Source organism: Nocardia sp. NPDC050712 (assembly GCF_040654295.1).
In the GTDB taxonomy this organism is placed as follows: Bacteria; Actinomycetota; Actinomycetes; order Mycobacteriales; family Mycobacteriaceae; genus Nocardia.
Genome location: NZ_JBFAHT010000001.1, coordinates 760,711 through 774,994 on the forward strand (window position 1 = coordinate 760,711; position 14,284 = coordinate 774,994).

At 70.4% G+C, this 14,284-nt stretch carries 14 protein-coding genes; 10 read left to right on the top strand and 4 right to left on the bottom strand.

Annotated elements, in window-relative coordinates:
- Positions 1-21 precede the first annotated feature (21 nt).
- The gene (locus AB0H76_RS03595; RefSeq protein ID WP_357316828.1) at positions 22-225 is read right to left on the bottom strand and encodes a hypothetical protein; all 204 of its coding nucleotides are present in this window, start codon (positions 223-225) and stop codon (positions 22-24) included.
- A gap of 144 nt (positions 226-369) precedes the next feature.
- Here AB0H76_RS03595 and AB0H76_RS03600 point away from each other — a divergent pair, with 144 nt between their 5' ends.
- The 3 genes from AB0H76_RS03600 (at position 370) to AB0H76_RS03610 (ending at position 2,709) form a co-directional block, all read left to right on the top strand.
- A complete protein-coding gene (locus AB0H76_RS03600) occupies positions 370-1,281 on the top strand; it encodes an NADP-dependent oxidoreductase (protein WP_357316831.1) in 912 nt (303 codons plus the stop codon).
- Positions 1,282-1,289: 8 nt separating this feature from the next.
- Entirely contained in the window at positions 1,290-2,054 is a 765-nt protein-coding gene (locus tag AB0H76_RS03605) for an MBL fold metallo-hydrolase (protein ID WP_357316834.1), read from the top strand.
- A gap of 319 nt (positions 2,055-2,373) precedes the next feature.
- Positions 2,374-2,709 (top strand): transglycosylase family protein, encoded by a 336-nt coding sequence (locus AB0H76_RS03610; RefSeq protein ID WP_357316836.1) that lies wholly within the window; start codon positions 2,374-2,376, stop codon positions 2,707-2,709.
- Positions 2,710-2,774: 65 nt separating this feature from the next.
- On the opposite strand, the gene AB0H76_RS03615 is transcribed toward AB0H76_RS03610, so the two are convergent.
- Positions 2,775-3,218, bottom strand: coding sequence for a nuclear transport factor 2 family protein (locus AB0H76_RS03615; RefSeq protein ID WP_357316838.1), 444 nt, complete (start codon positions 3,216-3,218; stop codon positions 2,775-2,777).
- Positions 3,219-3,289: 71 nt separating this feature from the next.
- The gene (locus AB0H76_RS03620; protein WP_357316841.1) at positions 3,290-6,001 is read right to left on the bottom strand and encodes a discoidin domain-containing protein; all 2,712 of its coding nucleotides are present in this window, start codon (positions 5,999-6,001) and stop codon (positions 3,290-3,292) included.
- A 94-nt stretch (positions 6,002-6,095) separates the two neighbouring features.
- On the opposite strand from AB0H76_RS03620, the gene AB0H76_RS03625 reads away from it, so the two are divergent.
- The gene (locus tag AB0H76_RS03625; RefSeq protein ID WP_357316844.1) at positions 6,096-7,607 is read left to right on the top strand and encodes a phosphatase PAP2 family protein; all 1,512 of its coding nucleotides are present in this window, start codon (positions 6,096-6,098) and stop codon (positions 7,605-7,607) included.
- Between the two features lie 11 nt (positions 7,608-7,618).
- On the opposite strand, the gene AB0H76_RS03630 is transcribed toward AB0H76_RS03625, so the two are convergent.
- Entirely contained in the window at positions 7,619-8,011 is a 393-nt protein-coding gene (locus AB0H76_RS03630; protein ID WP_357316846.1) for a helix-turn-helix domain-containing protein, read from the bottom strand.
- 184 nt (positions 8,012-8,195) lie between these two features.
- Between AB0H76_RS03630 and AB0H76_RS03635 the strand changes: the two genes are divergently transcribed.
- The 6 genes from AB0H76_RS03635 (at position 8,196) to AB0H76_RS03660 (ending at position 14,188) form a co-directional block, all read left to right on the top strand.
- Entirely contained in the window at positions 8,196-9,557 is a 1,362-nt protein-coding gene (locus AB0H76_RS03635; RefSeq protein WP_357316849.1) for a glutamine synthetase family protein, read from the top strand.
- Positions 9,538-10,275 carry a gamma-glutamyl-gamma-aminobutyrate hydrolase family protein gene (locus AB0H76_RS03640; protein ID WP_357316851.1) on the top strand — a complete coding sequence of 246 codons (738 nt, stop codon included), beginning with the start codon at positions 9,538-9,540 and terminating at the stop codon, positions 10,273-10,275. The genes AB0H76_RS03635 and AB0H76_RS03640 overlap by 20 nt, the downstream gene beginning before the upstream one ends.
- Positions 10,272-11,633 (top strand): aldehyde dehydrogenase family protein, encoded by a 1,362-nt coding sequence (locus AB0H76_RS03645; RefSeq protein ID WP_357316853.1) that lies wholly within the window; start codon positions 10,272-10,274, stop codon positions 11,631-11,633. The genes AB0H76_RS03640 and AB0H76_RS03645 overlap by 4 nt, the downstream gene beginning before the upstream one ends.
- A 7-nt stretch (positions 11,634-11,640) precedes the next feature.
- A complete protein-coding gene (locus AB0H76_RS03650; RefSeq protein ID WP_357316856.1) occupies positions 11,641-12,414 on the top strand; it encodes a 3-oxoacyl-ACP reductase in 774 nt (257 codons plus the stop codon).
- A 52-nt stretch (positions 12,415-12,466) separates the two neighbouring features.
- Positions 12,467-12,697, top strand: a complete 231-nt coding sequence (locus tag AB0H76_RS03655; protein WP_357316859.1) for a hypothetical protein — start codon at positions 12,467-12,469, stop codon at positions 12,695-12,697.
- 72 nt (positions 12,698-12,769) lie between these two features.
- Complete coding sequence (locus tag AB0H76_RS03660; protein ID WP_357316862.1) at positions 12,770-14,188, top strand: nitrilase-related carbon-nitrogen hydrolase; 1,419 nt, start codon at positions 12,770-12,772, stop codon at positions 14,186-14,188.
- Positions 14,189-14,284: the final 96 nt, after the last annotated feature.

Below are 14,284 nucleotides of genomic sequence, written 5' to 3' on the forward strand. Positions count from 1 at the left end.
TGCTTGGGTCGGATCGGGAGCTCAGACCGTGTCGCGCTCGCAGTGGAAGCGACCCCGGTAGATATCGCGGACCGGCTGCCGCGCGCCCAGCCGGTCCCGCTCCCGGGCGGGCGGCTCCGGGACGAAAACCGCGGGCGGGTGCGGGAATTCGAGATCGATCGGGTCGGCGTCGGCGTTCCGGATCCGGGCGTCGTTGGCGGCGGAGTTCCGGTGGGGGATCTGCATGGGGCCAGATTAGGCCGGAGCCGGCGCGCAGTGCACGCGTAGTCCTACTCGGGTGCTGAACGTAATGCACACTAGGCCAAAGGCTTTCAAGTCCGGTCCGTGTCGCTCCCGGCCACGGTCGCGGCTGCGCCTAGGGTGGGCGGTATGCGGGCGATTGCGTACAGCGAATTCGGTGGGCCGGAGGTCTTGCAGGTCGTCGAGGTGCCGGTGCCCGAGCCGGCCGGCGACGAGGTGCGGGTCGCGATCCGCGCGGCCGGGGTCAACCCGGCCGACTGGAAGATGCGCTCCGGCGCCCTGGTTTTCGGGGAGCCGCGCTTCCCGCAGTTCCCCGGCGGCGAGATCGCCGGCTTCGTCGACGCGCTCGGCCCCGACGCGCACGGGCACGCCATCGGCGATCAGGTGTTCGGGTGGGCGCGCAGCGGCGGCTACGCGGAGTACGCGCTGAGCAGCACGCTGGCCCGCAAGCCCGCCGGGCTGGACTGGCCCGACGCGGTGGCGCTGCCGGTCGCGGTGAGTACCGCGGCCCGGGTGCTGGCGCTGCTGCACTTGCGGGCGGGGGAGACCCTGCTGGTCAACGGCGCGTCCGGCGCGGTCGGCTCGATGGCGGTGCAACTCGCGCTCGCCGAGGGCGTCACGGTGATCGGTACCGCGTCCGCCCGCAATCAAGATCTCGTCCGCGAACTCGGCGCGATTCCGACGACCTACGGTGACGGGCTCGCCGATCGGGTCCGGGCGCTCGCCCCGGGCGGTGTCGACGCCGTGTTCGACGCGGCCGGCCAGGGCGGCCTGCCCGCCGCCATCGACCTGCGGGGCGGCACCGACCGGATCGTCACCATCGCCGACCCGGCGGCCGAGCAGCTGGGCGTCACCTTCGCCAGCGGGCCGCCCGGGCCGCGGCCGGTCGAACTGATCGAGCAGGTCGCCGAGCGCGTGGTCACCGGTGAGTTCCGCCTGCCCGCGCCCGCCCGCACCTTCACTCTCGACGAGGCCGCGCAGGCGCAGCAGGAGCTGGAGCGTGGGCACGGGTCCGGCAAGGTCGTCCTGCTCGTCAACTGATCGCGCCGATGGACGCCGACCATCTGGTGCTGACCGTGCTGGGCAGCGCCACGCCCTACCCGACGCCGGACAACGCGTGCTCGGGCTACCTGGTGACGCGGGGCCGTACCCGGCTGTGGCTGGACGCGGGCACCGGCACACTGGCACAACTCCAGCGCCACACCCGCCTGGACGAGCTCGACGCCATCTGGATCTCGCATCTGCACGCCGACCACTGTGCCGATCTGCTGACCGCCTATTACGGAGCGCTCTACGCGGACGTGCGCCTGGCCGCGCCCATCCCGCTGTTCGGTCCGCCGGGCCTGGCCGACCGGCTGGCGGGCTTCCTGACCAACGGTCCGCGCCGCAGTCCGGTCGAATCGGCGTTCGAGATCCACGAACTGCACGACGGCCATAGGACCCGGATCGGCGAGCTGACCGTGCGGGCGGCCGCGGTCGAGCACGGGATGCCCGCGTTCGCGGCGCGCATCGAAGCGGGCGGAGCGGCGCTCACCTATTCCGGGGATACCGCCGCGTGCCCGGCCCTGGCCGAGTTGGCCGCCGGATCCGGCTTGCTGCTGTGTGAGGCCGACGGCGCGCCGGAGGCGGGGCCCGCAGTGCACTGCACACCCGAGGACGCCGGCGCGATCGCCGCCGAGGCCGGGGTGGGGGCGCTGGTGCTGACGCACGTCAGCCGATTCCTGACCCCGCAGGACGCGGTCGCGCGGGCCCGCGCCCGGTATCGAGGGCCGATCGCCTACGCCGCACCCGGCCGCAGCTTCGCCGTGGAGTGATGCGGACCACTATCTCGTAGTGATCTCTTCCACATAACGCGCAGATAACGACAAACGTGTAATTTTTACGCCACGCGGCCCGACTTGCGACGATGCCGGAATGTCCGAAATTCGATTCATACATGCGCAACTATTTGCGGCGTGACCGGATCGTGATTGTTGGTTACGGTCATTGGCGACCCGAAAAACATGGGTCGCGACTCGACCGCCGAATGCCGGAATCCCTGTCCCGCGGTTAGAGGATCCCCGAGTTTCCCTGGGGGCAGGGACCTGGCTGGAGTAGCGCCGGGACGGTGTGGTGCAGGGCAGGAATTCTTCTATGTCGTTTATGCGTAATGTCAGCACGCGTGCCTTCGGCCTGACCGCGGTCGCCGCCGCCCTCGTGGCCGTCCCGTTCAGCCTCTCCACCGCTACCGCCTCGGCCGCCAGCGGCGACTGGGACGCGGTCGCCGCGTGCGAGAGCGGCGGCAACTGGGGCATCGACACCGGCAACGGGTACTACGGTGGCCTGCAGTTCTCGCAGTCCACCTGGGCCGCCAACGGTGGCGCGGGCAACCCGGCCAACGCCTCGCGGGAAGAGCAGATCCGCGTCGCGGAGAACGTGCTCGCCACCCAGGGTGTCGGCGCGTGGCCGGTCTGCGGCGCGCACCTCTGAGGCCGCACCGCCGCGAATAGTCCGACTCGATGCCCACCGCACGCCGTGCGGTGGGCATCGTGCTGTCAGAACCCCGGCGTCGCCGGGGTCACATACATGTAGCTCTTCTCCTCGGACCGCCGCGCGATACGCCACTGCCCGTCCACGCGGGCGAAGGTGTCCAAATACCAGAGGCCGCAGAACATCACCGTCTGATTGCCGTCGTTGTCTTTGATCAGCATCGGGTTGTGGCAGATCGTGCGGGCGGTCGCGCTGTCACCGTCGACGGTGATCGAGGAATTACTGATGAGGTGCTGGTATGCCGGGAAATTGGGCAGCGTGGCCGCCAGGAAGGCCTTGGTCGAGGCGAGATCGCCGGTGGCGCCGCCCATCGCGGAGTAATCGATGTGGGCGTCGGCGGTGAAGAGGTCGTCCAGCAGATCCCACTGCCCGGTATCGACGGCGTGGGAGTAGCGGACCATCAGGTCCTCGATTTCCAGACGGTCCGAAATCTCCTGCAACGACAACATCTTGCCTCCGAAAAGCTTGGGTGCGTGTGCGTAATCGGAGCAGGACGGCGGCGCGGAAGCAAGAGGCAGGTTCAGCGCGGGGCGGTGACGTCGAGTTCGCGGACGCCCGGATGGCGTGCCGCGCCGGTGAGTTCGAGCCGGACGTAGCGGGCGGTAACCGGCCGTTCGAGCAGGCCGGTCACCGGATCGACCGAGCTCGCCGCCCAGCTCTTGTCGTCGGTGGACGTCGCGAGGGTGAAGGCGGTGGGCGCCGGCTCGGTCCAGCGCGGGATGACCGCGCCGATCGCGGTGTCGCGGCCGAGATCCACCGTGAGTACGCCCCGGTCGTCATCCGGCTGCCAGGCCGTGGCCATGCTGCCGTCGACCGCGGCGGCGCCGTAGCGGCCGGGCGCCTCGGAGCTGGTGTGGACCGGCTTGCACTGCGCGAGGTCCGGTCCGGGTGCGAGATCGGGTCGCCGGGTTTTCAGCACGAGTGGCGTTCCGGCGCTCACCAGCTGCGTGCCCGTCGGCGTGCGTACCGGCATCGGCGCACCCCGCGATACCGAGATCCTGGTCTCCTCCGCGCCGATCGTGGCCTCGAAAACCCTTCCTTGCCAGTGCATTCCATGAATCGTCAGACCGGAGCCGAACTGCGGCGGCAGCAGTGGCGCGATCTCGATCTCGCTGTCGTGGAACCGCAGGCCGAGCAGGCCGTTGGTGAAGGTCTGCAGGAAGCCGCCCGCCGCGGTGGTGAAGGTGAAAGCCGGTGCGCCCGCGAGTGGGTCGAGCGCGCCCGCTTTCGCGCCACGCGCCTCGGCGAACTGCGCGAACGGCGGCCGGAGGAACGGGCGCACCGCGCGTTCGAGGAAGGTGCCGGTGGCGCAGCCGGGTGCGCCGACGCGGGCGGCGTCGATGGCGTTCACCGAGTCGGTCATCGCCGGACCGTCGGGATCGGTGCGCTCGGCATAGTATTCGAGCACGTCGGCCGCGACCTGCGGCGCCATCGGCCAATCCAGCGGGTAGCCGAGCAGCACCGTGTCGGCCTGTTTGGTGGGTGTGCCCGGGTAGCCGTCGTACTGCAGGAAGATCTGGCGCACCGGGTCGAACGGCATACGCAGGCCGTCGGCGATCGTGTTCCACTCCGAAGGTGCTGTTAAGTCCAGGATTTCGGCCGCGCGCACGGCATTGCGCAGGGCCAGGGCGGCCCCGCCGTTGGTGTAGACCGCGTCGTTCACGCCGTTGCTGTACTCGTCCGGCCCGGCGACCTCGAGCAGCGAGTAGCTGCCGTCGGCGTTGTGGTGTACCCGGGAGGTCCAGTACTCGGCGATGCCGTGCAGGATCGGCCAGACGCGTTCGCGCAGAAAGGATTTGTCGCCGGTGCCGAGGTAGTACTGCCAGGCGGCCAGGGCGATGTCGCCTTGGAGGTGGATCTGGGTGAGGCAGTGCGGGGGATCCCAGCTGTGGCACTCGGCGAGGTCGCCCGTGGTGGCGCTGGTCCAGGGATAGAACGCGCCGCGATAGCCGAGCCGCTCGGCGTTGGCCCGGGCGGCGGGCAGCGTCTTGAAGCGGTACTCGACCACGGACTTCGCCAGCTCCGGAGCGAGTTGCAGCAGTCCGGGATACATCCAGATGTCGGCGTCCCAGAACACCAGGCCGCCGTAGTTGTCACTGCTCAGCCCGACCGGTGAAATGCTGTTGTCCTGGCTGGAATTCGTGGCGGAGTAGAGCGAATAGAGCGCGCCGCGAGTCCAGGCTTGCCGCTGTGGGTCGCCCGGTATCTCGATGTCGCCGCGCCACAGCTCGCGCCACGCGGCGGCGCTGCGGGCGAGCAACCGGTCCCAGCCCGTGGTGGCGGCGCGCTGGGCGGCGGACAAGGCCGCGGCGGCGGGAACGGGCGCGGTGTGCGCGGTGTCGACGCCGATGTACTTGGTGACGGCATAGGATTCGCCCGCCCGCACGGAGATTCGCGCGTTCTGCCGCACGCTCAGGTCGTTCGCCTCCGGTTCCCGCTCCCGGTCCGGCCGTACCGAGCCCGAATCGAGCACGGAGACAAGGCTTCCGGCCACTCCGGTGCCTTCGGTCCGGAACTCGACGCCGATGCTGCGGTCGTCGCGCGCGCCGCCGCCGGTCTGCGCGATTCGCCGTGCGCCCGCGCCGTCGAGTGCGTCGGTCACGACGATCTCGCCGGTCCAGCGCGGGGTCAGTGTGAGCCGGACCGCACCGGCGTGCTGATCGGTGCGGTCGGTCAGCACCTCGTAGGTGAGATCGGTCGCTTTGCCGTCGGGGGTGGTCCAGGTCAGCGCCGTGCGGACCAAACCGCAACGCTGATAGAGCGTTTGCTCGAAGCCCGAGACCTGGGCCGCCGGGGTAGCGGGGGAGAACTGGTCCGCGCCGATCCCGACGAGCAGGGTCGACCAGTTCGGGATGGCCGCCGCCACCTGCCGGTCCTCGGCCACCCCGGGCGCGTTGCCGTACAGACCCGCGACGAACGCCCCGTCGTAGGCGGGCATGTACAACGGCCAGCCGGTGCCCTCGGTCGTCACGGCGTAGCCCATGCCGTGCGGCGGCACCCGCAGCCCGAGGTATCCGTTGCCGACGAACGGGTGCTGATCTATCCCGGCATCGACCCGGGTATTCGACGGCGCCCAGCCCGCGGACGGGACGGTGTCGTCCGGGCACCCGGGCGCCGCCGCGGTCCGCTCCGCGGTCTCGCATCCGGCGACCAGGGATGCCCCCAGCAGCACGACTGCCAGCGCCGATCCCGTTTTCCACCGCCCCGCGCCTGTCCGGGCTCGTGAACGCACCTGGCACCTCCGTTGTGAGAGAACCCGACCCGGCCGACGGTCGCGGCAGCAGATGATGCCATGCCGCGCGGCCCACGGTGGCTAGGCTGGGGCGATGCGTGTTAAACGGGATCGAAAGACCGCCAGACCGCACGGACTGGCCCCCAAGGTGGACGCGTGGCTGGTCCGCCGCAGCGCCGAGGTCCGCCCCTCGCCCGCCGACCGGATGCTGCGCGGGTTGAGCATGAGCGCGAACTACAACCGGTTGTGGATCGGCGCGGGCGCGGCCATGATCCTGCTCGGCAACCCGGCGCTGCGCCGGGCCGGTGCGCGCGGGCTCGTCGCGGTCGGCTTGGCCAGCGGGATCGCCAACGGCGTCGCCAAACCGCTGTTCCCGCGCCGGCGGCCACCGGACGAGTCGGTGCCGTTCGTGCGCCGGCTGGTGAAGCCGCCGGTGTCCTCGTCGTTCCCCTCCGGGCACTCGGCCTCGGCGGCCGCCTTCGCGACCGGCGTCGCCCTCGAATACCCCGCCGCCGCACTGGCGGTGGTGCCCGTGGCCGCCGCGGTCGGCTACTCGCGCGTGCATATCGGCGTGCACTGGCCCTCGGATGTGGTGGCCGGCGCCGTGCTCGGCGCCGGTGTCGCATGGGCCACGCACCGGTGGTGGGCGGTGCGGGAGGACGAGCCCGCTCTGCTCGGTCCCGCCGAGCGGATCGAACCGCTGGAGCGCGGGCGGGGTCTGCTGATGGTGGTCAATCCGAACGCGGGTCTGGGCGGCGCGCCGGCGGCCTACGATTCGACCTCGCTGCGCGAGCGCCTGCCCGAGGCGGTTTTCGTCGAGCTCGATCCGGCCGTCGGGCTGGACAAGCAGATCGAAGAGGGTCTGGCCCGCAAGGGTATTCGGGCGATCGGCGTCTTCGGCGGCGACGGCACGGTGTCCTCGGTGGCCGGTTACGCGGTGCGGCACCGGCTTCCGCTCGCGGTGCTCTCCGGCGGCACGCTCAATCACTTCGCCCGGGACGCGGGCCTCGCGGACATCGACGACACCCTGGCCGCCGTCGAAGCCGGGCAGGTGGCGGCGTGCGACGTGGCCACGGTGCGCTACGACGACGCCGAATCGCGCACCTTCGTCAACACCGCAAGCCTCGGCGGCTACCCCGATTTCGTGCGGCTGCGCGAGCGCTGGCAGGAACACCTCGGCAAGTGGCCGGCCGCCGGCATCGCCATGGTGCGCGTGCTGCTCGGCGCCGCGCCGCTGCGCGTCGAGATCGACGGTCAGCCCACCGAGATCTGGATGCTGTTCATCGGCAACGGCCGCTACCACCCGCCCAACCAGATCCCGCGCTCGCGGCCGGAGTTGCACCACGGCACCCTCGATGTCCGCTACCTGCGCGCGGATGTCCCGTTCTCCCGCACCCGGCTGATCTGGTCCACCCTCACCGGGACGCTGGACCGCTCACCCACCTACGTCCGGCACGAGCGCCATCAGTTCGAGGTCGCGGTCACCGAGGCCTCGGTGTCCCTGGCCACCGACGGCGAAGTGGACTACAAGGGCCGCGATTTCGTCTTCGAAAGTCATCCGGACACGCTGACCCTGTTCCACCGCGATCCGCGCGGCACGACCTGACGGCGGCGCGGTCACCGCTCGGTGTGGTCGAGCACGACATGGGCCGCGGGCACCGAGGCGACCGCGACACTGCCGACCACCAGACCGAGCTCGTGCGCCGATTCGGTGTTCAGCAGCGAGACCAGCCGGAACGGCCCGGCTCGCAACTCGACCTGCGCCATCACCCGGTCCGTCGAGACCCGGGTGATGATCCCGCGCATCCGGTTGCGGGCCGCGGCCGGTCCGCCGGGCTCCGCGGCGTCGGCGGCCGAGCGCAGTAGCTGCGCCAGCTCGCGCCCGCTCACCCAGTGCGGTCCGTGGCCGGACCGGATCGCGGTGAGTTTGCCCTGCTCGATCCAGGCCCGCACCGTGTCGTCGCTGACACCCAGCAGCGCTGCCACTTCTTCGATCCGCAAATACGACACAGCAGGTAGGTTACCGCCGTATTTACGGCGCACAATGCGCGGTTTCCTCGAATTCAAGGGATGAATCTCGGGTGCGGGTTGGGGGATGCCACAGGCGCGCGGCAGGCATTTTCGTGTCCGGCGCACGGAGCGGCCGGAATTCCTTTAGCGTGAGCACCGGATTGGACGCCGAGAGGGGCCTGGGATGCGATCGGGGATGCTGGGGCTGGCGGAGTTGCGGGTGCGGGTGGAGTCGGGCGACATCGACACCGTCTTGGTCGCGATGACCGATATGCAAGGCCGACTGCAGGGAAAGCGGTGCGCGGCACAGTATTTCCTCGATGAGGTGCTCGGGCACGCGACCGAGGCCTGCAACTATCTGCTCGCGGTGGACGTCGAGATGGCCACCGTCGAGGGCTACGCCATGTCCTCGTGGGACACCGGCTACGGCGATTTCGTGATGCGGCCGGATCTGAGCACGCTGCGGGTGCTGCCGTGGCAGCCCGGCACCGCGCTGGTGCTCTGCGATATCGAGCAGGTGCGGCCCAGCGGCACGCCGGTCTCGGTCTCGCCGCGCCAGGTGCTGCGCGCCCAGCTGGATCGGCTCGCCGAGCACGGCCTCACCGCCTACGTCGGCACCGAACTGGAGTTCCTGGTCTTCGACGACACCTACGAGTCGGCCTGGAACAGCGGCTATCGGGGCCTGACACCGGCCAATCAGTACAACGTCGACTACTCGATGCTGGGTACCGCCCGGATCGAACCGCTGCTGCGCCGCATCCGCAACGAGATGGCCGGCGCCGGACTGTATGTCGAGTCCGCCAAGGGTGAGTGCAATCCCGGCCAGCACGAGATCGCCTTCCGCTACGACGAGGCCCTGATCACCTGCGACAACCACAGCATCTACAAGACCGGGGCGAAGGAGATCGCCGCGCAGGACGGGCGCAGCCTCAGCTTCATGGCGAAATACGATGAGCGGGAAGGCAATTCCTGCCACATCCACATCAGTCTGCGCGGCGAGGGCGGCGCGGCGGTGTTCGCCGACGACAGCGGCGACATGTCGGCGCTGATGCGGCACTTCGTGGCCGGCCAGCTGGACTGCCTGCGCGAGTTCACCTACCTGCTGGCCCCGAACATCAACTCCTACAAGCGTTTCGTGCCCGGCAGCTTCGCACCGACCGCCCTGGCCTGGGGCCGGGACAACCGCACCTGCTCGCTCCGGGTGGTGGGCGAGGGCCAATCGCTACGGGTGGAGAACCGGGTGCCCGGCGGCGACGTGAACCCCTACCTCGCGGTGGCGGCGACCATCGCGGCGGGCCTGCACGGCATCGAACGCCGGCTGCCGCTGGAACCGGAATTCCACGGCAACGCCTATCGGTCCCAGCGCCCCCGGGTGCCCGCCACGCTGCGCGAGGCCGCCCAGTTGTTCGGGGACAGCAAGCCGGCGCGCTCGGCGTTCGGCGACGATGTGGTGGACCACTACCGAAATGCCGCGCAGGTCGAGCTGGACGCGTTCGACGCCGCGGTCACCGATTGGGAGCGCATTCGTGGCTTCGAACGACTCTGAGCGTCGTCCGGTCATCGGCCTGCCCACCTACCGGGAGCAGACCCGCTTCGGCACCTGGGACACCGACAGCGCGGTGCTGCCCATCGGGTACGCCGTCACGGTGCAGCGGGCCGGCGGCATCCCGGTGCTGCTGCCGCCGACCGGTGTCGCGCACCCGGAACTGGTGGAGCGGCTCGACGGGCTGGTGCTGACCGGCGGCGCCGATATCGACCCGGCCCGCTACGGCCGCCCGCTGGAGCAGGCGCTCGGCTACACCCGAACCGACCGGGACACGTCGGAATTCGAGCTGTTCACCCTGGCGCGCGCGGCGGGCCTGCCGATCCTGGCGGTGTGCCGCGGCCTGCAACTGGTCAATGTGGCGCTGGGTGGCACGCTGATTCAGCATCTGCCCGACGTGGTCGGCCACGAGGAGCACTCGGGCGGGCCCGGCTCGTTCACCGTCGTGCCCACCTCGACCACGCCGGGTAGCGCCGTGGCCGCCCTGCTCGGGCCGGAGGTGAAGGCGCACTGCCATCATCATCAGGCGATCGAGGAGCTGGCCCCGGGCCTGAGCGCCACCGCGCACGCCGCCGACGGCACCATCGAGGCCGTGGAGGCGCGCGACGGCTCGTTCCTGCTCGGCGTGCAGTGGCATCCGGAAGCCGACAGCACCGACGATCGCCTGCTTCGCGCGCTGGTCGACGCGGCTGGCGCCTACCGCAAGGGAGTGCACAAGTGACGAGCACCGAGGTGATCAACCCGGCGACCGAAAAGGTCGTGCGGACGGTCGAACTCGTGGACGCCGCGGGCACCGACGCCGCCATCGAGCGCGCGCGGGTCGCGGCCCCGGCCTGGCGTGACGTCGCCCCCGGCGACCGGGCTCGGCTGCTGCGCCGATTCGCCGAGGCGATCGATGCGAATCTGGAGCAGCTCGCGCAGCTGGAAGTCGCGAACGCCGGGCACACCATCGGCAACGCCCGCTGGGAGGCGGGCAACGCGCGCGACGTGCTGCACTTCGCCGCCGGGATGCCGGAACGCCTGCTGGGCAACCAGATTCCGGTGGCGGGCGGCGTGGACATCACCTTCCACGAGCCGCTCGGCGTGGTCGGGGTGATCGTGCCGTGGAACTTCCCGATGCCGATCGCCGCCTGGGGCTTCGCGCCCGCGCTCGCCGCCGGGAACACGGTGGTGCTCAAGCCCGCCGAGCTGACGCCGCTGACCGCGATCCGCCTGGGCGAGCTCGCCCTCGAGGCCGGGCTGCCCGAGCATGTCTTCCAGGTGCTGCCGGGCAAGGGCTCGGTGGTGGGGCAGCGTTTCGTCACCCATCCCGCCGTGCGCAAGGTGGTGTTCACCGGCTCCACCGAGGTGGGCAAGCAGATCATGGCGGGCTGCGCCGACCAGGTGAAGCGGGTGACGCTGGAGCTGGGCGGCAAGAGCGCCAATATCGTGTTCGCCGACGCCGATCTGGAACGCGCCGCCGCCACCGCGCCCTACGGCGTCTTCGACAACGCCGGCCAGGACTGCTGCGCACGGTCCCGAATCCTGGTGCAGCGCAGTGTTTTCGACCGGTTCATGGAGCTGCTGGAGCCCGCGGTCCAGGGCGTGCGGGTCGGCGACCCGGCCGCCGAGACCACCGAGATGGGCCCGCTCATTTCGGCCGCGCACCGCGACCGGGTCGCGGGCTTCGTCGAGCCGTCGACCAAGGTCGCCTTTACCGGCGCCAAGCCCGAGGGCCCCGGATTCTGGTATCCGCCAACGGTTGTGCTGCCGGACGGGCCCACCGACCGGGTACTCACCGAGGAGATCTTCGGCCCCGTCGTGGCGGTGCTCCCGTTCGACGACGAAGCCGACGCCCTGCGCCTGGCCAACGACAGCGACTACGGACTGTCCGGCTCCATCTGGACCAACGACGTCGGCCGGGCGCTGCGCGTGTCGCGCGGAGTGGAAGCCGGGAATCTGTCCGTGAATTCGCACTCGTCGGTGCGGTACTGGACGCCGTTCGGCGGGTACAAGCAATCCGGTCTGGGCCGCGAACTGGGCCCGGACGCGGCGCTCGCGTTCACCGAAACCAAGAACGTCTTCATCGCCACCCAGTAGAGGAGAAGTGTTGCAGAGCTCACGCTTGCAGGATCGCGTCGCGGTCGTCACCGGCGGCGGCAGTGGCATCGGCCTGGCCACGGTACGGCGCTTCGCCGCCGAAGGCGCGAAAGTGGTTGTCGCCGATATCGACGCGGGCAGCGGCCAGGCCGCCGCCACCGAGGTCGGCGGCACCTTCGTCAAGGTCGACGTCACCGACGAGACCGAGGTGCGTGCCCTGTTCCAGACCGCCGTCGACACCTACGGCGGGCTCGACATCGCGTTCAACAACGCGGGTATCTCACCGCCGGAGGACGATTCGATCCTCACCACCGGGCTGGACGCCTGGCGGCGCGTACAGGAGGTCAATCTGACCTCGGTTTACCTGTGCAGCAAGTACGCCATCGAGCACATGCTGGTGCGCGGTAAGGGCTCGGTGATCAACACCGCCTCCTTCGTCGCGGTCATGGGCGCGGCCACCTCGCAGATCTCCTACACCGCGTCCAAGGGCGGCGTGCTCGCCATGAGCCGCGAACTCGGCGTGCAATTCGCGCGGCAGGGTATTCGCGTCAACGCGCTGTGCCCCGGGCCGGTGAATACGCCGCTGCTGCAAGAGCTGTTCGCCAAGGACCCGGAGCGGGCCGCCCGCCGCCTCGTGCACATCCCGCTGGGCCGGTTCGCCGAGCCCACCGAAATCGCCGCCGCCGTGGCGTTTCTGGCCAGCGACGACGCCTCGTTCATCACCGCGTCGCAATTCCTCGTGGACGGTGGAATTTCCGGGGCGTATGTAACACCGCTGTAGGGCCCCCGATTGCACTGGTAGAACGGTGAACTACCCGGGGAGGGTTGCCGCCATGGCCGTCCGGAACTGCGCAGGCGACGGCTGCCGGCGCCTGCTGTCGATCTCGGTGATCCCCGGCGGCAACCCGGTCGCCCGCGCCGACCCGGAGCATTTCGCGGTGCACTTCCTGCTCTGCACGCTGTGCCGCTCCGGTTTTTGCGACCGCTGCCTGCCACCCGAGTCGCCGTTCCACCGGCTGCGGGCCTGCCCGAAATGCGGCGCGGATCTGGTCGGCCGAATCTAGCTCTCCAGGGTGATGCCGGGTTGTACTCGGCCTCGCGAAGATCCCTTCAGCGAATGATCTGGAGGATGGGCGATGAAGTGGTGGTGGGTGGCGGCTGCCGCCGTGGTGTCGGCGGTGCTGTGGCACTTCGGTTTCGGGTTGCGGCCCGTGGCGGGGCTGGCGGTGCTCGCGCCGTTGCCGGTGCTGCTGGTCGCGCCGCGGATCCCGGCGACAGCGACGTTCGTCCTGGCCCTCGGCTCCTGGCTGGCGGGCGGTCTCGGATTCTGGTCGTACCTGGTCGGAACGGTGGAGCAGCCGGTCCCGAGCGCCGTTGCCCTGGTTGGTGTTTCCGCGCTGGTGTACGGCGGGGGGGCGGTGCTGTGGCGGGCGCTGGTCCGGTGCGGGCGGCCCGGCCTGGCGGTGCTGGCGTTCCCGGCGGCCTGGGTCGCGTTCGAATTCCTGCTGGCGCTGTCCGGCTTGTTCGGCGCCTGGTGGAGTCTGGCCTACACCCAGGCCGGTGTGCTGCCGCTCATTCAGACCGCGTCGCTGACCGGGCCGTGGGGGATCAGCTTCCTGATCCTGCTGGTACCGGCGGCGATCGCGGTGCTCTCGACCGCGCCGGTGCCGCCCACGCACCGCGTCCGGATCGGGGCCGCCGCGGGCGCGCTGCTGGTCGGCGTCGGGGCCTTCGGTGCTTGGCAGCTGGCGCAACCGGCTCCCACACAGTCGGTGCGGGTCGGTCTGCTCGCGGTATCGCAGCCGCCGGAATACGTTCCGGTCGACTCGGCCGCCGGGCGCGACATGATCGGCCGGGTGGTCGCCGAGGTCGAGCGGCTGGCGGACCAGGGTGCCGAAGTCGTGGTGCTGCCCGAAAAGGCTTGGCGTGCCGATGAATCGAGCCTCCCGGTGCTTTCCGTGCCGCTGACAGAGGTGGCGATCCGGCGCGATATCCACATAGTCGCCGGGCTGATTCTCACCCGGGGGGACCGCAGCGTGAACGCCGCGATCGCCTACCCGTCCGGCGTCGAGTACGCCAAGCATCACCTGATCGCCGGATTGGAAGACGACCTGCGGCCGGGCACCGACTGGCAGCTGGTTCCGGGTGAACCCTGGGCACTGGCAGTGTGTTTCGATCTGGATCGGCCGAACCTGGTGCGCGAGAACGCCCGCCGGGGCGCGACGCTGATGCTGGTGCCCGCCCTCGATTTCACCGGCGACGCCTGGCTGCACAGCCGGATGGCGGTCCTGCGCGGTGTCGAATCGGGGGTCGCGGTGGCCCGGGCGCCGCAGCTCGGCGAACTTGTGGCAAGCGATGCGCGCGGTCGCGTGCTCGCCACCGCGCGGACCGATGTCGGCTTTACCAGCTCCGCGCTCGCCACCGTGGGGCTCTCCGAAGCCCGCACCGTGTACGCCCGCTTCGGGGACTGGTTCGGCTGGTTGTGTGTCCTGCTGGTGGCGCTTGCCGCCGTCGCGGCGGCCCGCGGGCGCGGGAATCTCAACGCTCGCGATTAGCCGCCCGGCAACATGCGGGATCATGTATGTGACCGGGCTCACAATCGGCCTCGAAAATGCAGGTCGTTACCGGTCCATACGACCTCCTGGGGGCGG